The sequence below is a fragment of the Achromobacter sp. K91 genome (assembly GCF_003576205.1).
Classification (GTDB): Bacteria; Pseudomonadota; Gammaproteobacteria; order Burkholderiales; family Burkholderiaceae_B; genus Achromobacter; species Achromobacter aegrifaciens.
Window position 1 is genome coordinate 181,920 of sequence record NZ_QWFB01000031.1, and the last position, 21,086, is coordinate 203,005.

Annotated in this window: 22 protein-coding genes; 19 read left to right on the forward strand and 3 right to left on the reverse strand. The window is 66.9% G+C overall.

Translation table 11 applies throughout. The features are described 5' to 3' along the window. The first annotated feature begins 37 nt into the window (after positions 1-37). Positions 38-1,222 carry a 2-methylaconitate cis-trans isomerase PrpF gene (gene prpF / locus DXK93_RS14225; protein ID WP_119450377.1) on the forward strand — a complete coding sequence of 395 codons (1,185 nt, stop codon included), beginning with the start codon at positions 38-40 and terminating at the stop codon, positions 1,220-1,222. Positions 1,223-1,292: 70 nt separating this feature from the next. Here prpF and DXK93_RS14230 read toward each other — a convergent pair whose 3' ends face one another. Continuing rightward, complete coding sequence (locus DXK93_RS14230) at positions 1,293-1,964, reverse strand: ankyrin repeat domain-containing protein (protein WP_119450378.1); 672 nt, start codon at positions 1,962-1,964, stop codon at positions 1,293-1,295. A gap of 129 nt (positions 1,965-2,093) precedes the next feature. Between DXK93_RS14230 and DXK93_RS14235 the strand changes: the two genes are divergently transcribed. Continuing rightward, complete coding sequence (locus DXK93_RS14235; RefSeq protein ID WP_119450379.1) at positions 2,094-2,966, forward strand: LysR family transcriptional regulator; 873 nt, start codon at positions 2,094-2,096, stop codon at positions 2,964-2,966. Here the strand turns inward: DXK93_RS14235 and DXK93_RS14240 are convergent. After that, a complete protein-coding gene (locus tag DXK93_RS14240) occupies positions 2,950-4,152 on the reverse strand; it encodes an amidohydrolase family protein (protein WP_119450380.1) in 1,203 nt (400 codons plus the stop codon). The two genes, DXK93_RS14235 and DXK93_RS14240, sit on opposite strands and share 17 nt — an antisense overlap. A 612-nt stretch (positions 4,153-4,764) precedes the next feature. Here DXK93_RS14240 and DXK93_RS14245 point away from each other — a divergent pair. Together DXK93_RS14245 and DXK93_RS32310 are read left to right on the forward strand one after the other, a co-directional pair. Then, positions 4,765-6,456 (forward strand): sodium:solute symporter family protein, encoded by a 1,692-nt coding sequence (locus DXK93_RS14245; RefSeq protein WP_119450381.1) that lies wholly within the window; start codon positions 4,765-4,767, stop codon positions 6,454-6,456. A gap of 28 nt (positions 6,457-6,484) precedes the next feature. Continuing rightward, positions 6,485-6,607 (forward strand): putative transporter small subunit, encoded by a 123-nt coding sequence (locus tag DXK93_RS32310; RefSeq protein ID WP_233564551.1) that lies wholly within the window; start codon positions 6,485-6,487, stop codon positions 6,605-6,607. A gap of 25 nt (positions 6,608-6,632) precedes the next feature. Here the strand turns inward: DXK93_RS32310 and DXK93_RS14250 are convergent, their stop codons facing one another. Continuing rightward, complete coding sequence (locus DXK93_RS14250) at positions 6,633-7,775, reverse strand: glycosyltransferase (RefSeq protein WP_119450382.1); 1,143 nt, start codon at positions 7,773-7,775, stop codon at positions 6,633-6,635. A gap of 286 nt (positions 7,776-8,061) precedes the next feature. Here DXK93_RS14250 and DXK93_RS14255 point away from each other — a divergent pair, with 286 nt between their 5' ends. The 15 genes from DXK93_RS14255 (at position 8,062) to DXK93_RS14325 (ending at position 21,028) form a co-directional block, all read left to right on the forward strand. Next, positions 8,062-8,736, forward strand: a complete 675-nt coding sequence (locus tag DXK93_RS14255; protein ID WP_119450383.1) for a heavy metal response regulator transcription factor — start codon at positions 8,062-8,064, stop codon at positions 8,734-8,736. Then, entirely contained in the window at positions 8,733-10,115 is a 1,383-nt protein-coding gene (locus DXK93_RS14260; RefSeq protein WP_119450384.1) for a heavy metal sensor histidine kinase, read from the forward strand. Before DXK93_RS14255 ends, DXK93_RS14260 begins: the two co-directional genes overlap by 4 nt. Positions 10,116-10,193: 78 nt before the next feature. Further along, on the forward strand, positions 10,194-10,685 hold the full coding sequence (locus tag DXK93_RS14265) for a plastocyanin/azurin family copper-binding protein (protein ID WP_042795260.1): 492 nt from the start codon (positions 10,194-10,196) through the stop codon (positions 10,683-10,685). Between the two features lie 42 nt (positions 10,686-10,727). Then, positions 10,728-12,563, forward strand: a complete 1,836-nt coding sequence (locus DXK93_RS14270) for a copper resistance system multicopper oxidase (RefSeq protein WP_119450385.1) — start codon at positions 10,728-10,730, stop codon at positions 12,561-12,563. Between the two features lie 233 nt (positions 12,564-12,796). After that, entirely contained in the window at positions 12,797-13,615 is an 819-nt protein-coding gene (locus DXK93_RS14275) for a copper resistance protein B (protein ID WP_370126803.1), read from the forward strand. 189 nt (positions 13,616-13,804) lie between these two features. Beyond that, a complete protein-coding gene (gene ccmA, locus DXK93_RS14280; protein WP_054452093.1) occupies positions 13,805-14,419 on the forward strand; it encodes a cytochrome c biogenesis heme-transporting ATPase CcmA in 615 nt (204 codons plus the stop codon). Positions 14,420-14,431: 12 nt separating this feature from the next. Then, entirely contained in the window at positions 14,432-15,100 is a 669-nt protein-coding gene (gene ccmB / locus DXK93_RS14285; protein ID WP_054452339.1) for a heme exporter protein CcmB, read from the forward strand. Positions 15,101-15,107: 7 nt separating this feature from the next. Continuing rightward, positions 15,108-15,842, forward strand: a complete 735-nt coding sequence (ccmC, locus tag DXK93_RS14290) for a heme ABC transporter permease CcmC (RefSeq protein ID WP_042795263.1) — start codon at positions 15,108-15,110, stop codon at positions 15,840-15,842. Next, the gene (gene ccmD / locus DXK93_RS14295; RefSeq protein ID WP_370126740.1) at positions 15,839-16,021 is read left to right on the forward strand and encodes a heme exporter protein CcmD; all 183 of its coding nucleotides are present in this window, start codon (positions 15,839-15,841) and stop codon (positions 16,019-16,021) included. The genes ccmC and ccmD overlap by 4 nt, the downstream gene beginning before the upstream one ends. After that, entirely contained in the window at positions 16,014-16,481 is a 468-nt protein-coding gene (gene ccmE / locus DXK93_RS14300) for a cytochrome c maturation protein CcmE (RefSeq protein WP_054452094.1), read from the forward strand. Before ccmD ends, ccmE begins: the two co-directional genes overlap by 8 nt. Continuing rightward, positions 16,478-18,454, forward strand: coding sequence for a heme lyase CcmF/NrfE family subunit (locus DXK93_RS14305; RefSeq protein ID WP_119450386.1), 1,977 nt, complete (start codon positions 16,478-16,480; stop codon positions 18,452-18,454). Before ccmE ends, DXK93_RS14305 begins: the two co-directional genes overlap by 4 nt. After that, positions 18,451-18,972: a DsbE family thiol:disulfide interchange protein gene (locus DXK93_RS14310; RefSeq protein ID WP_054452096.1), complete on the forward strand. Its 522-nt coding sequence runs from the start codon at positions 18,451-18,453 to the stop codon at positions 18,970-18,972. The genes DXK93_RS14305 and DXK93_RS14310 overlap by 4 nt, the downstream gene beginning before the upstream one ends. Further along, on the forward strand, positions 18,969-19,427 hold the full coding sequence (locus DXK93_RS14315) for a cytochrome c-type biogenesis protein (protein ID WP_082400815.1): 459 nt from the start codon (positions 18,969-18,971) through the stop codon (positions 19,425-19,427). The genes DXK93_RS14310 and DXK93_RS14315 overlap by 4 nt, the downstream gene beginning before the upstream one ends. After that, positions 19,424-20,278: a c-type cytochrome biogenesis protein CcmI gene (gene ccmI / locus DXK93_RS14320; RefSeq protein ID WP_119450387.1), complete on the forward strand. Its 855-nt coding sequence runs from the start codon at positions 19,424-19,426 to the stop codon at positions 20,276-20,278. Before DXK93_RS14315 ends, ccmI begins: the two co-directional genes overlap by 4 nt. A 15-nt stretch (positions 20,279-20,293) precedes the next feature. Continuing rightward, positions 20,294-21,028, forward strand: coding sequence for a cytochrome c biogenesis CcdA family protein (locus DXK93_RS14325; RefSeq protein ID WP_119450388.1), 735 nt, complete (start codon positions 20,294-20,296; stop codon positions 21,026-21,028). The last annotated feature ends 58 nt before the right edge of the window (positions 21,029-21,086 follow it).

Sequence of the window (21,086 nt, forward strand, 5' to 3'; positions counted from 1 at the left end):
CGGCGCCCGCCCCAACACCCATCATCAGGACTGCCCCATGACCCATGCTCCCCAGACCAAGATAGCCGCCACCTACATGCGCGGCGGCACCAGCAAAGGCGTGTTCTTCAAGCTCGACGACCTGCCCGAGTCCGCGCGCGTGCCCGGCGCCGCGCGCGACGCGCTGCTCATGCGCGTGATCGGCAGCCCCGATCCCTATGGCAAGCAGATCGACGGCATGGGCGCGGCCACCTCCAGCACCAGCAAGACCGTCATCATCGGCAAAAGCACGCGCCCCGACCATGACGTGGACTACCTGTTCGGCCAGGTCTCCATCGACCAGCCCTTCGTGGACTGGAGCGGCAATTGCGGCAACCTGTCCGCCGCCGTCGGGCCGTTCGCCATCACCAACGGCCTGGTCGACCCCGCCCGCGTGCCGCAGGACGGCGTCGCCGTCGTGCGCATCTGGCAGGCCAACATCCAGAAAACCATAATCGCGCACGTCCCCATGACGGGCGGCGCGGTGCAGGAAACCGGCGACTTCGAACTGGACGGCGTAACCTTCCCGGCGGCTGAACTGCGCCTGGAATTCATGGACCCGGCCGAGGAAGGCGACGGTGGTTCCATGTTCCCCACCGGCAAGCTGGTGGACGACCTGGAAGTGCCTGGCATCGGCACGTTCAAGGCCACCATGATCAACTCCGGCATCCCCACGATCTTCCTGGACGCCGAAGCCTTGGGCTACCGCGGCACCGAACTGCAGGACGACATCAACGGCGACGCCGCCGCGCTGGCGCGCTTCGAGACCATCCGCGCCCACGGCGCGCTGCGCATGGGCCTGATCAAGACACTGGAAGAGGCCGCCAGCCGCCAGCACACGCCCAAGGTCGCCTTCGTGGCGGTGCCCAAGGAATACGTGTCCTCCAGCGGCAAGAAGATCGGCGCGGGCGACATCGACGTGCTGGTGCGCGCGCTCTCCATGGGCAAGCTGCACCACGCCATGATGGGCACCGCGTCCGTCGCCATTGCCACCGCGGCGGCGGTGCCGGGCACGCTGGTCAACCTGGCCGCGGGCGGCGGCGAACGCGACAACGTCTGCTTCGGCCATCCGTCCGGCACCTTGCGCGTCGGCGCCGAGGCCAAGCTGGTCGACGGCGAATGGAAGGTCACCAAGGCCATCATGAGCCGCAGCGCCCGCGTGCTGATGGAAGGCCGGGTGCACGTGCCGCACGAGGGCTTCTGATCCGGCTTGCCGTTTCCAGCATGAAGAACGGGGCTTGCAAGCCCCGTTTTTTTTTCGCAGCGCCAGCGCCTCAGCCCTTCGCTCCCGCCGCCTCCAGCAGGCGCACGACTTCGGTCTGTCCGCGCTCACGCGCATGACGCAGCGGCGTCACGCCCTTGCCGTCCGCCAGGTTGACGTCGGCGCCGGCTTCGATCAGCCGCTTGACGATCGCCTGGTGACGCGCGCCGCCATCGCCCAGGATCACGGCTTCCAGCAGGCCGGTCCAACCCAGGTTGTTCACATGGTCCGCGTCCACGCCGGCGCGCAGCAGCATGTCCACCACTTCGACGTGGCCGCGCTCGCATGCGGGAATGAGGGCAGTGCCGCCGTAGCGGTTGGTGCTTTTCAGGTCAGCGCCGTGCGCCAGCGTCAGCGCCAGGATCTCGCGATAGCCGCGGGCGCCGGCCAGCAGGTAGGCGCTGTCGCGGATCGAGTTCTGCGCATTGACGTTGGCGCCGGCCTCGATCAGAACGCGTGCCGCTTCGACATGATTGCCCTGCGTCGCGCGCAGCAACGGCGTATTGCCGTCCGCATCGCGCGTATCCACGGCAGCGCCCTGCCCCAGCAGCTGCTTGACGCGGGCCGCGTCGCCATTGCCCGCAGCAGCCAACAGCGCGGTGTCCGGGCCCGCGGCCGCGGCCGCGCCCCCCATGCCCAACAGGAATGCCGCCAGCCAAAGACGGCCCGCACGAAAGATAGACATTGGTATTTCCTCCAGATCAACAGCTTGAGGCAAGCCGAATCGACTCGCGGCCTCGTGAGATTCCAAGTATGGCGGCCGGCCCAAGTATTATGAAATTAATTGGCTTGATAGATTCGAGTGGACATCCCAATGCTAGATCCCGTCCTGCTGCGCAGTTTTCTTACCGTCGTGGACACGGGCAACTTCACCCGCGCCAGCGAACACCTGCACCTGACGCAATCCACCGTCAGCCAGCACGTCATCCGGCTGGAAGAGAACCTGGGCTGCCGCCTGCTGGACCGCACGCAGCGCCATGTCCTGCCCACCGAGGAGGGCGAGCGCCTGCTGGGCTATGCGCGCAGCATCCTGCGGCTGGCTGAGGAGGCGCGCGAAAACGTGGCCACAGCCCAGGCCAGCGCCGTGGTGCGCGTGGGCGCGCCCGAGGATTTCATGGGCGCCACGCTGATGCCTACCCTGGCCGCCGTGGAAGCGGCCTATCCGCGCCTGCGCGTGGAAGTCGAAGGCGGTCTCAGCCATCAGCTGCTGCGGCGCTACCGCGACGGCGAACTGGACCTGCTGCTGGTCAAGCAATGGGAAGTGGACGCCGATTGCGATGCGCACTGGCCCGAACCCCTGTGCTGGATCACCGCCCGCGATGCGCCGCCGCCCGCGCCCGACACCGCCGTGCCGCTGGTGGCCTTTCCGTCCGGCGCGCTGTACCGCCAGGAAATGACCGCCATGCTGGAAACCGGCGGCAAGCCCTGGCATGTGCGCTTTTCCAGCCCCAGCCTGCCCAGCCTGAGCGCTGCCGTCGCTGCAGGACTGGGGATCAGCCTGCTGCCTGCCGCCTGCGCCAGCGCCGAACACCGGCTGCTCACGCCCGAAGAAGGATTTCCGGCGCCGCGCGGCCTGCACTTGTCGCTGTATGCGCGCTCGCGGCTCAGCGATGCGGGTCACGCGCTGCGGCGCGCATTGCAGGACTTCTGCACGCAACGCGCCGCGCAGGTCACACCGCCGGCGTGACGCCAGCGTATGTCCGAGCCGCCTCGCCCACGGGTTCGCCCTTGCGGAACAAAGCGCGCTGGCTCGGCACCGCGGCAACCGCGGCGGCGCCGTTGGGCACGGGCAGCACCACGAAGGTCGCCTCATTGCCCACCTGCAGGCCGTACCCGCCCAGGCCCAGCACCGCCGCGCCCGCATGCGACGCCATGTGCAAGGCCGTCAACAAATCGTCGTCCGTGTAGAAGCCCGAGCGGTAGCCGATCAGCATCGCACGCTGCAGCATGTCGCCATTGCCATAGGGCCACCAGCAATCCTGGATGTTGTCATTGCCCGTGAATACGCGCACGCCCGCCGCGCGCAGCGCCAATACCGGCGGAAAGGCCCGGTCGCCTGGCGCGTTCGTCATGATCGCCACGCCAGCGTCGGCCAGCTTGCGCGCCACGTCCTGCAGCGCCCCCTGGCCGACGTCGCCCAGTGCATAGGCGTGGCTGATGGCGACCCGACCCGCCAGGCCCAGCGCCTGCGCGCGCGCGGCAATGCGCGCAATCTGCGCAACGCCCTGCTCGCCCGGCTCATGCAGGTGGATATCGATCTTGGCGCCCAGCCGCTCGGCGATGCCGAACACGCAATCCAGCTGGCCTTCGGCATCGCCGTCCAGCGTGGAGGGATCGATGCCGCCCACTACCCCGGCGCCTTCGCGCACGGCCGCTTCCAGCCATTGCGGCGTACCCGGACAGGACATCACGCCGGCCTGCGGGAACGCCACCAGTTCGATATCGACAATGCCGCGCCATTTCTCTCGCGCCGCCATGACGGCATGCAGATTCGCCAAGCCGGTCGTGGCGTCTACGTCCACGTGGCAGCGCATCGCCACCGTGCCGAACGCCGCGGCCTGCGCGATAAGGGCATCGGCGCGCCCCTCGATGGGCGGCGCGGCCGCAAGCTCTTCTTTCTCGATGGCCAGCCGTTCGCGCAGGCTGTCCGCGGGCCGGTGCGGCCGCCAGCGGTCGCCGACGAAACTCTTGTCCAGATGGATATGGCCGTCGACAAAGCCCGGCAGCACCAGGTGTCCGCGCAGGTCGGTCACCTGCGCCGCGCCCAGGACGGGCGGCTCGGCGCCCAGCGCCAGGATGCGGCCATCGCGCACGTGCATGTATAGGGGATTGCCGTCTGCTCCCACGGCATTGAGGTATACGCGGTCTGTCATGTGTCGTCTCGGTCTTGCGCGGCCATGTCATACGCATGGCCCAGGCTTGCGTACACCTTATCGGATGGCGCGCACGGCGGCCAATTAAGTGTCGCGATACTCGCCAATGCGATTCGCGATACCCGCGCATGCACGCCTGGCGGACGCAAGCTGGACTCGAGCGGGGTATGTCCCTATACTTGGCGCCTGTTGTAAGTTCATTACGCATGCAGCCAGACGATGCACATCGCTGGAAGCATCCATCACACGGCCGCGCACAGCGGCCCGGCGTGTAACGCCGAAACACCCAAACCCAGCCGTCAAGGCTGCGGAACAAAACTCCTGCTTACCAGGCAGGACCATCGCTCGCCGCATCGGGCAACGTAAATAGCAACCAGCGTTCTGCGCAATGCGGCAGCAAGACACCTATACGGTGTGCCTTATTGCTGTCCGTCCGCGGGCGTGTCCAGTCACGTCCGCGCCGGGCAGGCATGCGATCGCGCCTACGGCCGCTCGCCTGGTGTTTCGGCTGCGTCAAAGGGGTTTGCCGCCCATCGCATCCCGCGGAAACGGCCTTCATGCAGCCATGACTGTCCGTCATGAATACGCTGTCAAGGAGAAAGGACGAAGACGATGCAAGAGACAGAATTCTTTCAGCTATCCGCCACCACCGCCATCCTGCTGCTGGTCGGGTTCTATGGCGCGACGTTCCTCATGTCGCTGCTTATCGGCCAGAAGAACGAAAACGTCGATGGCTACATGGTGTCGAACAACGCGGTCGGCTTCGGCCTGTCCACCGCCAGCATGATCGCAACCTGGATCTGGGCCGCATCGTTCTACGCCAGCGCCACCTCGGGCTACAAGTACGGCCTGTCGGGCCCCTTGCACTACGGCTTCTGGGGCGCGCTGATGATTCTCTTCATCTATCCCTTCGGCAAGCGCTTCCGCAAGCTGGCGCCCAAGGCGCATACGCTGGCCGAAGTCATACACGCGCGCCACGGCACCTCCAGCCAGATGATCATGGCGGTGTCGAACATCGTGGGCAGCTGCATCAGCCTGATGGTGAACTTCACGGCGGCGGGCGCGCTGGTCTCGATCCTGAGCCCGCTCACCTTCATCCAGGGCGTGCTCATCGCCGGCCTGGGCGTGCTGTCGTACACGCTGTGGTCGGGATTCCGCACTTCCGTAATGACGGATTTTGCGCAGCTGGCCGCCATGATCATCGCCGCGGTCGTCATCATCCCGCTCATCTTCTTCAACGCGGGCGGACCCGACGTGCTGTCGGAAAACATGTGGCGTCTGAGCGCCGACCAGGCGGACTTCTATTCCACCCGCGCCATCCTGGAACAGGGCGCGCCCTATTTCGTGGCCGTGCTGGCCTACGCCATCGGCAACCAGACCATCGCCCAGCGCCTGTTCGCGGTGCGCGAAGACCTGATCAAGCCCACGTTCCTGACAGCCACGGCGGGATATGGCGCCGTCGTGATCGGACTGGGCATGCTGGGGCTGCTGGCGCTTTTCGTCGGCCTGGAGCCCGCCAACGGCGACATGAACAACATCATCCCGCAGATGGCCTCGACCTACCTGCCGCCCTTCGGCATTGCGCTGTTCTTCCTGCTGGTGGTGGGCTCGCTGTCTTCGACCGCCGACTCCGACCTGGCCGCGCTGTCTGCCATCGTCATGACTGATGTTTACGCCAAGAACCTGGCCGGCGGCCGCCCCGATCCGCGCCGCATGCTGTGGTGGGGCCGTATCACCATGATCGTCGCCACGATGATAGGCGTGATATTCGCCAGCCTGCGCCTGGATATCCTGGTCATGCTGGTGTTCGTCGGCGCGCTGTGGGGCGCCATCGTTTTCCCCGTCATCGCCAGCTTCTACTGGGACCGCGTCGACAACCGCGCCTTCGTCAGCGCCGTGCTCAGCGCCGTGATCCTGTTCACCGTCGTGCGCTTTGAATTGCTACCCATCACCGGCGCGGTCGCCGTGTTCTTCGAGATCTGCTCGGCCATCGGCGGCGGCGTGGTGCTGGGCCTCATGACGTTCGGCTTCTTCGGCCGCCCCGCGGCGCTCGCGGTGGGCGCCCTGGGCATGCTGGTCATGCTGCCCGTGTTCGTAGGCACCTTGCGCGAGTACATCGTCCTGCTGGGCTCGCTGACCGCCTACGGCGTCAGCGCCACGGTCTGCGCCGGTCTCAGCCTGCGCAACCAGCAGCGCTTCGATTTCAGCCTGTTGGCGGACCGCGTGACTTCCTTCCAGGAAGCCCAGGACGCCCTTTCCGCACCCGCCGTGCAACGCCCCGAAATCCAGCCGGCGCAAGGCTGAGCATCCATCAAGCAACAAGGAGACTGATATGTGGTTGACGTTCTACTTCCTGGTGTGGCCCGGCATTTCCGCCCTCATCCTGGCGCTGCTGTGCGTGACGCTATGGCGGGACATCCGCGCTGCCAGGCGCAGCGGCCAAGCGATGGTCTGAGGCCGTACGCTGGGGGCCGTTGCGTTCACGCCAGCCGCAACGGACGCTGGGCCTGCGACTGCGCTTCAAGGTAGACCGCGTGCGTGTCCGCCACGAAGCGGGACAGGGCGAAGTCCCGCACTGCCTTTTCCCGCGCCGCGCGCCCCATGGGACCCAGTAGCTGCGGTTGCGCCAGGATCTCGCGCAGCACGCCTGCCACGGCCTCGGGCGTGCGCGCCGGGACCACCCAGCCGTCCAGCCCGGGATACACATTCTCGGCCAGCCCGCCGGCATTGCTGACGATGACCGGCACACCCATGGCCATCATCTCGCGGCACGCGAACGAGATGGTCTCCATCTCCGAGGACAGCACAAAACCCACGTCCAGCGCGGCCACGAAGGACCGCACGTCGTCCAGCAGGCCCGAGAAGATCACCTGGTCTTCCATGCCCAATTCGCGCACCCGCCGGCGCTGAGGTTCGCCGGGAGGCTCGCCAGCGATCATGATGACGATACGCGCCCGCAGCTCTACAGGCAGCAAGGACAGGGCCTCGACCATGTCCGGCCAGCGCTTGTAGTCCGCGGTGCCCGCATTGCTGCCGACCACCAGCCGGCCCGCGTGCGCAGCCGGCAGCCAACGGCGGCGGGCTTCAGCCCTCGCCTGCGGCGCGGGGGGCATGAACCGCTCCACGTCCACGCCATTGCGCACGGTGCGCAGGCCGCAGCGCCCGAATGCGCTGCCCGCCAGCTTGCGGCGCGTGTGCTCGCACACACAGATGACGCGGTCCGTCGCCAGCCGGGCGCGCAGCGTCGCGCCCAGGCTGCTGGCGATCCGGTCGTTGTGCTGCGTATACACCACCGCAGGGCTGTCCGCCCCCAGCCCCAAGCCTGCCAGCATGCACACACGATGGTCGGCAGAACCGTTGACGTGCGCGATGTCGAAGCGTTCCTGCACCAGCAGTCGCCGCAGGCGCCGTGCATTGGGCAGCGCGGCCAGCAGGCCGCCGCGGAAATCCAGCGCTTCGACCCGCACGCCCGGCATCGCCCGGGCCGTCTTGAACAGCCGGCTGTCTGGCGGCGCCGCCACGACGATATCGTGCGCGCCGCGCAGCGCGCCGGCCAGCGACAGCACATACGTGGTATGCCCGCCCCCATCGCCGCGATGGAAATTGGTGTACAGGATCTTCATCGAGCAACGCCGGTTCAGGCCCTGGACGGACCGGTCCCCGCGGCCGGCATCCGCGCATATCCCCGTGCACGTTTCGGCGCGCAAGGTGCATAATGCGCCGCAACGGCAATTTCATCGTTGGCCGTTTCAAAGCTCTTCGAGACAGATTTTCGAGCACTCACGGATCGCTCCTTGTGTTTCAGCGCCGCCAAGCGGGAACTTGGCAGACACGCTGAACTCTACGCAGTCGGCAATTACAGAAGCCGGACCGACTCATTACATTTGTGCAAGGAATGCGAGGCGCCCCATGCGTATCCTCTTGATCGAAGATGAAAGAAAGCTCGCGGACTACGTCCGCAAAGGATTGACCGAGCACAACTACGTGGTCGACATCGCCCGCGACGGTATCGACGGACGGCACGCCGCCATCGAGGGCGATTACGACGTGGTGGTGCTGGACGTAATGCTGCCCGGCGTCGACGGTTTCGGCGTGCTGGCGGACCTGCGCAAGCACAAGGAAACGCCGGTCCTGATGCTGACCGCCCGCGACAAGGTGGAAGACCGCGTGCGCGGCCTGGAAGGCGGCGCGGACGATTACCTCGTCAAGCCTTTCGCCTTTTCCGAGCTGCTGGCGCGGATCCAGGCCCTGCTGCGCCGCGGCCGCGGGCAGGAGTCGACGCTGCTCAAGCTTGCCGACCTGGAGATGGACCTGGCGCGGCGCAAGGCGCAACGCGGCGGCATGCGCCTGGACCTGACCGCCAAGGAATTCACGCTGCTGACGCTGATGCTGCGCCGCCACGGCCAGGTGCTGTCCCGGACGGTGCTGGCCGAGCAAGTCTGGGACATGAACTTCGACAGCGACACCAACGTCATCGAAGTCGCCGTGCGGCGCCTGCGGGCCAAAATAGACGACCCGTTCGAAACCAAGCTGCTGCATACCGTGCGCGGCATGGGCTACGTGCTGGAGCTGCGCGAAAAATGAAGCTGCCGCGCATCGCGTCGATGGAAATCCGCCTCACGCTGCTGCTCGGCATCATTGCGCTGGTGGTGTCCAGCATCGCCGGCTACACCTTGTTTTGGGCCTTGAAGCGCGAGGTGCAGCGCCAGGAGATCACCGAGGTGGCCGGCAAGCTGGAGCTCATCAACCACCTCATCGGCATGCAGACCACGCTGGCGCAGATGCAGGATCTGCGTGGCGCCCTGGACAACATCATGGTCGGTCACGGCAATCTCAAGACCTGGATCACGCTCGCCGACGGCAGCGTGTTCTACGGCGAGGCGCCGCCCGTGGACGTGCGGCCGCTGTCCGGGCGCGAGATCAGGCTGCACTCGCAGGACGGCTGGAACATGCGCGGGCTGCGCGTGCCGCTGGAAGGCACGCTGCTGCCGGGGGCCGAGCTCACCGTGGCCGTTAACCTGCGCCCTGGCACGCAGTTCCTGTATGCCTTCGCCACCGCGCTGGTCCTGATCTGCGCCACCTGGGTCGGCGCCACGCTGGTGCTGTCGGCATGGGCGGTGCGGCGCTCACTGTCGCCCATCCGCCGCCTGTCCCAGCAGGCCGCCCGGATCCAGCCGGACAATCTTGCCGTGCGCCTGCCGGAACAGGGCATAGACCGCGAGCTGCGCGAATTCACCCATACCTTCAACGGCATGCTGGGCCGGGTGCAAACGGCCTACCAGCAGATGGAAGGCTTCAACGCCGACGTGGCGCACGAACTGCGCACGCCCCTGGCCACGCTGATCAGCGGCGCCGAGGTCATCCTGTCGTCCCCCCGTTCCGAGCAGGAGCTGCGAGAGATGCTGGAATCCAACCTGGAGGAGCTGGAAGGGCTGAAGGCGCTGGTCAACGACATGCTGTTCCTGGCCCGCGCCGACGGCGGCGAACCAGCGGGGGACCTGCAGGAAGTGGACGTGCGCCGCGAGGTCGCCCGCGTGGCCGAGTACTACGAAGCCGCGCTGGACGAAGCCGGCGTGTCCCTGACCGCGCACGGCGCCGCCATCCTGATGGCCAACCCGCGGCTGTTGCGGCGCGCCATCGCCAACCTGCTCAGCAACGCCATCCGGGCCACGCCACGGGGACGCGGCATCGACCTCTATTGCATCACCCGGCAAGAGGAGATCGAGATCAGGGTCAGGAACCCCGGCGCGCCGATCGCAGCCGAGGCGCTGCCGCGCATCTTCGACCGCTTCTATCGCGGCGACGATGCCCGCAGCCGGCGCGCCGACGGGCACGGCCTGGGCCTGGCCATCGTCCGCGCCATTGCCCGCATGCACGGCGGCAACGCGTTCGCGCGCTGCGGCGGTCAGGGCACCGAGGTCGGCTTCACGCTGTCCCGGACGCCGAACATTACAGGAAAGTAATCCTCCCGACAGGTTGCGGTGTGGAGCGCGTCACTAAAGTGGCGCCTCCTACCCCCAATTCGAGTCTAGAGGATACGCATGAAGAAACTGGTGAAACTCGCACAAGGCGCCGTGGCCGCGGGCGTCTTTTTGCTTTCCTTCGGCGCCATGGCTGCCCCCGGCCACGGCGCGGGCCACGGCGGCGGCCATGACGCCGCCGCCCCCATCGGCAAGCCCGGCAACCCCGCCAAGGTCTCGCGCACGATCGTGGTCGACATGACGGATGCAATGCGCTTCACGCCGGACAAGATCGACGTCAAGGCGGGCGAGACCATCCGTTTCAAGGTCACCAACTCCGGCAAGATCCGCCACGAAATGGTGCTGGGCACCACGGCAGACCTGAACAGCCACTACCAGATGATGCTCAAGGACCCGGGCATGCGCCACGAGGAGCCGAACTCCGTGTCCCTGGAAGCGGGCAAGGCCGGCGACATCGTCTGGACCTTCGACAAGGCGGGAACCGTCGCCTTCGCCTGCCTGGAGCCCGGACACTATCCCGCCGGCATGAAGGGCGCGGTTTCCGTCAAGTAATCCACTGCCGGGATGCCGGTCCGGCTACCGGGGAGATAGAGCATGAGTAGAGCAGTTTCGAATCCGCGCCGCCGGTTTGTGCAGGGCCTGGCCACGGGCGGCGCGCTGGCCGGCATGGGTCTGTGGAGCCCGTCTTCTTGGGCGCAGGCCGGCGCCGCCCGGCAGAGCGTGCTGTCGGGGACCGAGTTCAACCTGGAGATCGGCGAGAGTCCCGCCAATTTCACTGGCGCTCCCCGCATCGCAACCACGGTCAACGGCATGCTGCCCGCGCCCACGCTGCGTTGGCGCGAAGGCGACCGCGTCACGCTGCGCGTCACCAACCGCCTGCGCGAAGACACCTCGATCCACTGGCACGGCATCATCCTGCCCACCGGCATGGACGGCGTGCCCGGCCTGAGCTTTCCCGGCATCGCGCCCGGCGAAACCTTCACGTACCAGTTCGACGTGGGGCAAAGCGGCACGTACTGGTATCACAGCCATTCCGGCTTCCAGGAACAAACGGGACTGTACGGCGCCATCGTCATCGATCCCAAGCGCCCGGACCCGGTGCGCGCGGACCGCGACTATGTGGTGCTGTTGTCCGACTGGACCGACGAGGATCCCATGAGCGTGTTCCGCAAGCTCAAGGTGATGCCCGACTACTACAACTACATCCAGCCCACCGTCGGCAGCCTGATCGACGACGCCGAAAAATCCGGCTGGAAGAATGCGCTGAACGAGCGGCTCATGTGGCAGAAGATGCGCATGAACCAGACCGACCTGGCCGACGTCTCGGGCGCAACCTATACCTTCCTTACCAACGGCAAATCGCCGGCCGGCAACTGGACCGGCCTGTTCCGTCCGGGCGAACGGATCCGCCTGCGCTTCATCAACGGGTCGGCCATGACCTACTTCGACGTGCGCATCCCCGGCCTGAAGATGACGGTGGTGGCCGCCGACGGCCTGGCCGTGCGGCCCGTGGAGGTGGAAGAGTTCCGCATCGCCGTGGCCGAGACCTATGACGTCATCGTCGAACCGCAGGACGAGCGCGCCTACACGATCTTTTCGCAGGCCATGGACCGCTCCGGCTATGCGCGCGGCACGCTGGCCCCGCGCGAGGGCATGCAGGCCGAGATCCCGGCGCTGGACCCGGTGCAGGTGCTGACCATGATGGACATGGGCATGGCGCACGACATGCCCGGCATGGACCTGGGCGGCTCGCAAGCGGGGGGAATGGACCACGGCGCTCAGGGTGCGATGAACCATGGCGCTCAGGGCGGCATGAATCACGGCTCCATGGCCGGCATGGACCACGCCGGCATGGCAGGAATGGCAGGCATGAACCATGGCGCGGGCGGCAACGAAGGCGGCATGGTCGAGGTCAAGCATCCCTACCCCGCCGAGTACAGTCCCGCCAACTCCATGGTGCCTGACATCGTTTCGACCCGGCTGGACGATCCAGGCGTGGGCCTGCGCAACAACGGCCGCCGCGTGCTGACCTATGCGGACCTGCACTCCATGGTCGAACCCGCGGACAACCGCCCGCCGACCCGCGAGATCGAACTGCACCTGACCGGCAACATGGACCGCTACATGTGGTCGTTCAACGGGCTGAAGTTCACCGAGGCCAAGCCCATCGTGCTCAAGTATGGCGAGCGCGTGCGCTTCGTGCTGGTCAACGACACCATGATGACGCACCCCATCCACCTGCATGGCTTGTGGAGCGACCTCGAATCCGCCGACGGCAATTTCCAGGTGCGCAAGCACACGATCAGCCTGAACCCGGCGCAGCGCCTCACTTACCGCGTCAGCGCGGACGCGCGCGGCAACTGGGCCTATCACTGCCACTTGCTGTTCCACATGGAGGCCGGCATGTTCCGCGCGGTCGTCGTGGAATAGGGGGAATAATGAGAACAACGACATCCAGAATGCACTGGTCCGGGCTCGTCGCGGGCGCCGCCCTTCTTACGGCCGCATCCGGACTGGCCCAGGCGCAGGCGCCGGCCGGAACGATGGACGGCATGGACCATGGCTCGATGCAAGGCATGGACCACAGCTCGATGCCTGGCATGAACCATGGATCGACGCAGGGTCAGAATCCGACCTCGACGAAGAGCATGGCCCCCGGTTCAATGAAAGGCATGGACCACGGCTCGATGCAAGGCATGGATCACAGTTCGATGCCGGGCATGGATCACGGCGCCATGCCCGGCATGGACGAATCCCCGCCCAAAGGCCCGCCGGTGGGATCCCTGCCCTCCAGCGACGGCAGCACGGAGCAGCGCTACGCCGCCTACCGCATCCATCCGCACATGATGGACAACGTCGTCACCAGCCACCTGCTGTTCGACAAGCTCGGCGTCGCCTACGACCGCAACGAACAGACCAGCCTGCAATGGGACGGCCAGTTCTGGATCGGCCGCGATCTGAACAAGCTGTGGATCAAAAGCGAAGGCGATCGCCTGAACGGCAGCACGGACGCCAAGATCGAGGCCTTCTGGAGCCACACGATCTCGCCGTTCTGGGACCTGCAACTCGGTGCGCGGCGCGATTTCGGCACGGGACCGAAGCGCAACTGGGCGGCGTTCGGCGTGCAAGGCGTGGCGCCCTACGGCATCGAAACCGAAATCACCGGCTACGTCGGCGGATCCAGCAGAACCGCGCTGGCGCTGAAGGCGGAATACGACCTGCTGCTCACGCAGCGCCTGATCCTGACGCCTGAAATCGAAGCCAGCCTGAACGGCAAGAATGACGAGGCGCGCGGCGTGGGTTCCGGGCTGTCGGACGCATCGTTCTCCTTGCGGCTGCGCTACGAGGTCACGCGCGAATTCGCCCCGTATGTCGGCGTGTCGTTCGGACGCAAGTTCGGCAAGACCGCCAGCTACGCCAGCGAAGCCGGAGAAAGCCGTTCCGAACGCGCGATCCTGGCCGGCGTGCGCATCTGGTTCTAAGTATCGCCGGCGCCGCAACTCTCGGCGCCGGCCAGAACTTTTTCAACTGCTACGCCCGCATCCGCGCGATCTGTGCTGAAACACGGCCGTTTCCGTCCGAACATTACAGGAATGTAAACCGCCAGCAATGTGACGGTCAGACGCGCCTCCCTATAGTGGCCCCTTTGTCCACACAGCGGCGGAGCGGCAATGCTTGAAGCGATGGATCTTGGTTGCATGCGCGCGGAGCGCCCGCTGTTCAAGCAACTGGCCTTGCAGGTGGCGCCCGGCGAATGCCTCTTCGTCCACGGACGCAACGGCAGCGGCAAGACCAGCCTGCTGCGCATTCTGGCGGGCTTGGCGCAGCCCGCTCGCGGCAAGGTGCTGTGGCAGGGACTCGGCATTTCGCAACTTGGCAGCAACTATCGCAGCCAGTTCTTCTATTTGGGGCATGCCGACGGCCTCAATGGTGAACTCAGCGCTATCCAGAATCTGCGGGCGCTACAGGCCGCAAGCGGACACGCGGAGCGTCCCGCGGCGATTGCCTCCGCGCTGCACGAGGCAGGACTCGACGACAAGCAGCATCTTCCTATCCGCACCCTGTCGGCTGGCCAGAGGCGGCGGGCGGCCCTCGCCCGCCTGCTTGCCGAATTCCGCCCCCTCTGGATTCTCGACGAACCCGTGACCGCCCTGGACGCCACCGCTCACGCGTGGCTGGCGCGCGCCATGGATCGCCATCTGCGCGATGGCGGCGCGATCGTGGCGACGAGCCATCAGGCGATCGCGCTGGACCATGCGCACAAGCAGATCCGGCTTGGCTCCTAGCGCATGAGTTCCATGCCGAAATTGCTCGCAGCCATTGCGCTGCGCGACCTGCGCATCGCCCAACGGCGCGCCAGCGACACGCTGACGCCGCTGGCCTTCTTCCTGGTGGCTGCCAGCCTGTTTCCCCTGGCGGTCGGCCCCGAACGGGAAACGCTGCGCGTCATTGCGCCAGGCGTGCTCTGGGTGACGGCCTTGCTGTCCTGCCTGATGTCGCTGGGCCGCCTGTTCGAGGCAGACCATCGCGACGGTTCACTGGAGCAGTTGATACTGTCCGCCGCGCCCTTGCCGGTGATCGTGCTGGGCAAGGTAGCGGCCCACTGGCTGCTGTCCGGTTTGCCGCTGACCTTGCTTGCGCCCGTGCTGGGCCTGCAATTCGGCCTGGATGCCGCCGCCCTTCTGATCCTGACGCTGGGCCTGGCCATCGGCACGCCCGCGCTTGGCCTGATCGGCGCCATAGGCGCGGCGCTCACCCTGACCGCGCGCGGCGGCGGCGCGCTGCTGGCCCTGCTGGTGCTGCCCCTCTTCATTCCCATTCTGGTATTCGGCGCGGGCGCTGTGCAGGCAGCGCAAAGCGGCCTGGGCGCGAATGCGCACCTGTCGCTGTTGGGCGCCGTGCTGGCCTTGTCCCTGTTCCTCGCGCCGCTGGGCGCGGCCGCCGCCCTACGCATCTCGCTTGAATGAGGAACCCATGATCCGCTGGTTTCACTATGCCTCGCCCAAGGCCTTCTATCCCCTGGCCGGAAAAGCAATCCCCTGGTTCGCCACGGCCGCGGTCCTGCTGGCCGCGGCCGGCCTCTATATCGGCTTTATCGCCGCGCCCGCCGATTTTCAGCAGGGCCAGGGCTACCGCATCATCTTCGTCCATGTCCCGGTCTCCTGGATGTCGATGTTCGTTTATCTGGTGATGGCGTTCTGGGCGTTGGTCCATCTGGTTTTCAACAGCAGGCTGTCAGCCATGATGATCGCCGCGCTGGCACCCACCGGCGCGTTGTTCACGTTTCTTTCGCTGTGGACCGGCGCGCTATGGGGCAAGCCCATGTGGGGCGCCTGGTGGGTCTGGGATGCGCGGCTGACCTCGGAATTGATCCTGCTGTTCCTGTACGCGGGCTATATCGCGTTGAGGGCCGCCATCGACGATCCGCAGCGTGCCGACCGCGCCGGATCGGTGCTGGTGCTGGCCGGCGTGGTCAACATTCCCATCATCTATTTCTCGGTGCAATGGTGGAGCACCTTGCACCAGGGCGCTTCGGTCTCGCTGACCGCCGCACCAAGCATGGCCGGCATCATGCTCGCCGGCATGCTGCTGATGTCCCTGGCCGCGTGGATGTACAGCATCGCAACGGCGCTGGCGCGCCTGCGCTGCATCGTGCTCGAGCGCGAGCGGCACGCGGCCTGGATCCGCGAACAATGGAGTAGCGAATGATGCACTGGTCCAGTCTGGGCGAGTTCCTCGCCATGGGCGGTTATGCGCTTTACGTGTGGGGATCGCTGCTGATGACGGCGTTCCTGCTGGGCAGCGAACAGCTGCTGCTGGCGCGCCGCCGCCGCGCAATCCTGGCGGGGCCGCCCCCCGTTCAATGGCGGGAGGGCGGCGATGAGTAAGCGGACACGTCGCTTGTGGCTCGTCCTGGGCGGGCTGGCCTCGGTGGGCGTGGCCAGCGCGCTGGTGCTCAACGCCTTCCAGAGCAATCTGGTGTTCTTCTACACGCCCACCCACGTCAGCAATAACGAAGCGCCGGCTGGACGCGCCTTCCGCGTGGGCGGCATGGTCGAAGGCGGCAGCGTGCAGCGCACGCCGGGCTCGCTCACCGTCCGTTTCGTCGTGACCGATACGGCCCACACCGTCCGCGTGGCCTATGAAGGCATCCTGCCGGACCTGTTCAGCGAAGGAAAGGGCGTCGTGGCGCAGGGCCGGCTGGACGGCGATGGCCTGTTCCGCGCCGACGAGGTGCTGGCCAAGCATGACGAGAACTACATGCCCCCCGAGGCGCAGCACGCGATCGATCAGGCCGTATCGCAGGCCGCACCGAAGACCGCCCCCCAGGAGGCCCGCTCCCGATGATTCCGGAACTCGCTCATTTCGCCCTGATCCTGACGCTGTTCGTGGCGCTGGTGCAAGGTGCGCTCGCGCTGCGCGGCGCGGCCCTGGACCGCGCGGACTGGATCGCCATTGCGCGGCCCGCCGCGCAGATCCAGTTCCTGCTGGTTTCGTTCAGCCTTGGGGCGCTGATCTGGTCTTTCGCGGCCAAGGACTATTCGGTGGCCTATGTGGCCTACAACTCGAACTCCCAATTGCCCTTGTTCTACCGCATCGCGGCGACCTGGGGCGGGCATGAAGGCTCGCTGCTGCTATGGATGTTCATGCAGACGGGCTGGGCCGGCGCGGTCAGCCTGTTTTCGCGGCAGTTGCCCGACGCCATGGTCGCGCGCGTGCTCGGCGTGCTGGGCCTGATCAGCGCGGGCTTCCTGCTGTTCGTGCTGCTGACGTCGAATCCGTTCGAACGCCTGGTCCCGGCCCCGGCTGACGGATTGGACCTGAACACGCTGCTGCAGGACATCGGCCTGATCTTCCACCCGCCGCTGCTGTACATGGGCTATGTCGGGTTCTCGGTGGCGTTTGCGTTCGCCATCGCCGCGCTGCTGTCGGGCAATCTGGACGCGGTCTGGGCCCGCTGGTCGCGCCCATGGACCACTGCGGCCTGGCTGTTCCTGACGCTGGGCATCGCGGTCGGCAGCTGGTGGGCCTACTACGAGCTGGGTTGGGGCGGCTGGTGGTTCTGGGACCCGGTGGAAAACGCCTCCTTCATCCCCTGGCTGGCCGGCACGGCGCTGATCCACTCGCTGGCCGTGACCGAAAAGCGCGGCAGCTTCAAGAGCTGGACCGTGCTGCTGGCGATCGGCACGTTTGCGCTGGCCTTGCTGGGCGCGTTCCTGGTGCGTTCGGGCGTGCTGACCTCGGTGCATGCGTTCGCGACGGACCCGGCGCGCGGCGTATTCATCCTGGCGCTGTTCACCGCCACGGTCGGCAGCTCCCTGTTCCTGTATGCCCTGCGCGCGCCCCGGATCGGCCACGGCGGCCAGTTCACGTTCGTATCGCGCGAATCGCTATTGCTGGTCAACAACGTGCTGCTGGCGGTTGCCGCCGCGAGCGTGTTGCTGGGCACGCTATATCCGCTGCTCATCGACGCGCTGGGCCTGGGCAAGCTGTCGGTCGGACCACCCTACTTCAACGCGGTCTTCGTGCCGCTGATGGTGCCCGCGCTGCTGCTCATGGCGGTGGGGCCCATGGCCAACTGGAAATCGGCCGATGCTGGCAGCCTGCTCAAACGCCTGTCGATTCCCGCGGCGCTGGCCGTGCTGGCGGGCGTGGGCGTTCCCCTGCTCTTCGAGCGTTGGTCCGGGGGCACGGCGCTAGGGCTGGGACTGGCCGCGTGGTTGGCGACCGCCATCGCCGTGGACGTCGTCAAGCGCATCCGCGCGACCCGCGACCGCTGGTGGCGCCAGCCACGCAGCTGGCTGGGCATGCATCTGGCTCACCTGGGCGTGGCGGTGTTCGTCACCGGGGTTACGCTGGTGGGCAGCTACGAGACCGAACAGGATCTGCTGATGCAGCCCGGGCAAAGCGCGCCAGTGGCTTCGTATCGCGTCGAATTCAAGGGCGTGGCGCGCGTGCGCGGCCCGAACTACGAATCCGATATGGGCACCTTCGCGCTCTACCGCGGCGAAAAGCGCCTGCGCGACTTGCATCCAGAAAAGCGCACTTATGCGTCCTCGGCGCTGCCGATGACGGAGGCGGCCATCGCCGCCAACGGCCTGCGCCATGTCTACATCGCCCTGGGCGAACCCATGGAGCAAGGCGCCTGGAGCGTGCGCCTGTACTACAAGCCGTTCGTCGACTGGATCTGGGGCGGCTGCATCCTCATGGCCCTGGGCGGGCTGCTGGCGATCAGCGATCCGCGCTACCGCCTGAAGCGCCGCGAGAAAAAACAGCCGCAACGCGCAGTACCGCAGGCGCCGGCGGAGGCCCGGCCATGAGCCGCTACATCTGGCCCCTGGCGGGCTTCGTGGTGCTGGTGTTCTTTCTAGGAATAGGCCTGACCCTAAACCCGTCCGAAGTGCCGTCGCCGCTGATCGACAAGCCCGCGCCCGCGTTTGCCCTGCCCGAACTGCATGAGCCCCAGAAGACCTTCACGCCTGAGAGCATGAAAGGCCGGGTATGGGTGCTGAACGTCTGGGCGTCCTGGTGCTATGCCTGCCTGACGGAACACCCCTATATCCAGGAGTTGTCGTCGCAGCACGGCGTGCCTGTCATAGGCTTGAACTACAAGGACATACGGGACGAAGCCATCGCCTGGCTGGCGCGCAACGGCGATTCCTACGAGGCGTCCGTGTCCGACACCGACGGCAAGGTCGGCATCGACTACGGCGTCTACGGCGTGCCGGAGACCTTCGTCATCGACCAGGCCGGGACCATCCGCTACAAGCACATCGGCCCGGTGACGCGCGAATCGCTGCGCGACACCCTGCTTCCGCTGATCCGGGGGCTGCAATGAAGATACTCCTGCGCGTATTCGCGCTATCGCTGGCGTTGGGCTACGGCGCGGGCGCCCAAGGCTCGACTGACGACCGCCGCGTCACCGAGATCGCCTCGGAACTGCGCTGCCTGGTCTGCCAGAACGAATCCATTGCCGCCTCGCGCGCCGACCTCGCCGTCGATCTGCGCCGCGAGATCCGTCAGCAGCTGGACGCCGGAAAATCCGAGGCCGACATCCTGGCCTATATGGAGGCCAGGTACGGCGACTTCATCCTCTACCGGCCGCGCCTGAAAGCCTCCACGCTGCTGCTCTGGTTCGGCCCCGCCGCGCTGCTGGCCGCCGGGCTGGCCGCGCTGGCCCTGACCTTGCGCCGGCGCAGGCTGCGCCAGCGCCGCCCCGCGCTGACGCCTGCCGAGCGCCGGACTGCCGACGCCCTGCTGGGCGTCGACGCTGAAAAAGGATCTGGAACATGACTCAGCTCTTCTATCTGTCGGCCGCGTTGATGGCCGCCGTCGTCACCCTATGGCTGATCGCCGCCCTGCGGCGTGCGCCCGCCGCCAGCGCCGCCAACAAGCGCCGGGCGGCGAACGTGGCGGTGCTGCGCGACCAGCTGCGCGAGCTGGAGCGGGACCGCGCCAACGGCATCCTCTCGCAAGACGCCTTCGCCGAAGCGCGCACCGAGCTACAGCGGCTGGCGCTGGAAGAAGCCGGCGAAACGCAAGACCGTGCCACGGCGACGAACCCCGGCCGGCTGCTGCCTGCGAGCCTGGCCCTCGCGCTGCCTCTGGCCGCCATAATTGCCTATGTGGCGCTGGGCAACCCCGCCGCCATCGCCCCGCCTCAGGCGCCTGTCGCACAACCCGAGGTCACCGCCGCCGACATCCGGGCCATGGTGGCCAAACTTGAGACCCGCCTGGCGAGCAATCCCGACGACTATCAGGGGTGGCTGATGCTGGCCCGTTCCCACCGCTACTTCGGCCGGCACGCCGACGCGGTCCAGTCCTTTGCCCGGGCCGCGCCGGTGGTGGACAGCAACCCGGCAGCCCTGGCCGAGTACGCCGAATCGCTGGTGCTCAGCGCCAACCGGGGTTTCGGCGGACAGCCTGACCAGCTGTTGCGGCGCGCGTTGGACCTCAACCCCGAGGAGCCGCTGGCCCTGATGCTGGCGGGCGCAAGCCGCTTTGACCAGCGCGATTTCCCGGCGGCCATCGATTTCTGGCAACGCCTGCTGGCCAGGCTGCCTGCCGGCAGCGACATGGCGCGCACCGTCAATGAGGGCATCACGCTGGCCCGCCAGCGCCAGCGCGAAGGCGCTGCGCCATGATCGCGGCGGCCCGTCATGCTTGACCTGTCCCTCATCGGCTTGGCCACCGCTTTCATCGCGGGGACCGCATCGTTTCTGTCGCCTTGCGTGCTGCCGCTGGTGCCAGGCTATCTGTCTTACATCGCGGGCGGATCCGGCGCGTCCGCGGATGATGGCCGTGCGCTGCGCTGGCGCATGCTGGGGCTGGCGGCCAGCTTCGTCGCCGGCTTCTCTACTGTCTTTGTCATCTTCGGGGCCAGCGTCACGGCGCTGAGCCGCCTGCTGCTGTCCTACCGCTACGAACTGAACCTGGCCGCAGGCGCCATCATCGCGCTGGCGGGCTTGATGTTGCTGGGCGTCCTGCGCCTGCCCGCCTGGGCGCAGCGCTACTACCGGTTCGATCCGGCGGGCCAGGGCAGCCCCGGCAGCGCCGCGATCCTGGGCGCCGCGTTCGGATTCGGCTGGACGCCTTGCATCGGCCCGATCCTGGCCGGCATCCTGGCGCTGGGCGCGGCCTCGGCCAGTGTGGGCCAGGGCGTGGCCCTGCTGGGCGTCTACGCACTGGGACTGGGCGTCCCCTTTTTAGCGGCAGCCTGGTTCATGAGCCCCTTCCTGCGCCGCATGCAGGGCCTGCAACGCGCCGGCCGGATCCTGCGGATCCTGACCGGGCTGATCCTGATCGTGATGGGCTGGGCCATCGCCACCGGCCAATTGGCCCGTTTCGCCATCTGGATGCTGCTGACCTTCCCCGCCTTGGGCAGGCTGGGCTGAGCCAGGTCAAAACTCGTCCGATCAAACGCTTGACCTTGACATCATTGGAATCTTTATA

Bases quoted from the DNA above. Each gene is read 5' to 3' on its own strand.
- DXK93_RS14265 (WP_042795260.1), top strand. From the start codon at position 10,194: ATGAAGAAACTGGTGAAACTCGCACAAGGCGCCGTGGCCGCGGGCGTC.
- ccmD (WP_370126740.1), top strand. From the start codon at position 15,839: ATGATGCACTGGTCCAGTCTGGGCGAGTTCCTCGCCATGGGCGGTTAT.
- DXK93_RS14315 (WP_082400815.1), top strand. From the start codon at position 18,969: ATGAAGATACTCCTGCGCGTATTCGCGCTATCGCTGGCGTTGGGCTAC.
- ccmB (WP_054452339.1), top strand. From the start codon at position 14,432: ATGCCGAAATTGCTCGCAGCCATTGCGCTGCGCGACCTGCGCATCGCC.
- ccmC (WP_042795263.1), top strand. From the start codon at position 15,108: ATGATCCGCTGGTTTCACTATGCCTCGCCCAAGGCCTTCTATCCCCTG.
- DXK93_RS14245 (WP_119450381.1), top strand. From the start codon at position 4,765: ATGCAAGAGACAGAATTCTTTCAGCTATCCGCCACCACCGCCATCCTG.
- DXK93_RS14310 (WP_054452096.1), top strand. From the start codon at position 18,451: ATGAGCCGCTACATCTGGCCCCTGGCGGGCTTCGTGGTGCTGGTGTTC.
- DXK93_RS14260 (WP_119450384.1), top strand. From the start codon at position 8,733: ATGAAGCTGCCGCGCATCGCGTCGATGGAAATCCGCCTCACGCTGCTG.
- ccmA (WP_054452093.1), top strand. From the start codon at position 13,805: ATGCTTGAAGCGATGGATCTTGGTTGCATGCGCGCGGAGCGCCCGCTG.
- ccmI (WP_119450387.1), top strand. From the start codon at position 19,424: ATGACTCAGCTCTTCTATCTGTCGGCCGCGTTGATGGCCGCCGTCGTC.
- DXK93_RS14270 (WP_119450385.1), top strand. From the start codon at position 10,728: ATGAGTAGAGCAGTTTCGAATCCGCGCCGCCGGTTTGTGCAGGGCCTG.
- DXK93_RS14305 (WP_119450386.1), top strand. From the start codon at position 16,478: ATGATTCCGGAACTCGCTCATTTCGCCCTGATCCTGACGCTGTTCGTG.
- DXK93_RS14255 (WP_119450383.1), top strand. From the start codon at position 8,062: ATGCGTATCCTCTTGATCGAAGATGAAAGAAAGCTCGCGGACTACGTC.
- ccmE (WP_054452094.1), top strand. From the start codon at position 16,014: ATGAGTAAGCGGACACGTCGCTTGTGGCTCGTCCTGGGCGGGCTGGCC.
- DXK93_RS14240 (WP_119450380.1), bottom strand. From the start codon at position 4,152: ATGACAGACCGCGTATACCTCAATGCCGTGGGAGCAGACGGCAATCCC.
- DXK93_RS14230 (WP_119450378.1), bottom strand. From the start codon at position 1,964: ATGTCTATCTTTCGTGCGGGCCGTCTTTGGCTGGCGGCATTCCTGTTG.
- DXK93_RS32310 (WP_233564551.1), top strand. From the start codon at position 6,485: ATGTGGTTGACGTTCTACTTCCTGGTGTGGCCCGGCATTTCCGCCCTC.
- DXK93_RS14235 (WP_119450379.1), top strand. From the start codon at position 2,094: ATGCTAGATCCCGTCCTGCTGCGCAGTTTTCTTACCGTCGTGGACACG.
- prpF (WP_119450377.1), top strand. From the start codon at position 38: ATGACCCATGCTCCCCAGACCAAGATAGCCGCCACCTACATGCGCGGC.
- DXK93_RS14275 (WP_370126803.1), top strand. From the start codon at position 12,797: ATGAAAGGCATGGACCACGGCTCGATGCAAGGCATGGATCACAGTTCG.
- DXK93_RS14250 (WP_119450382.1), bottom strand. From the start codon at position 7,775: ATGAAGATCCTGTACACCAATTTCCATCGCGGCGATGGGGGCGGGCAT.
- DXK93_RS14325 (WP_119450388.1), top strand. From the start codon at position 20,294: ATGCTTGACCTGTCCCTCATCGGCTTGGCCACCGCTTTCATCGCGGGG.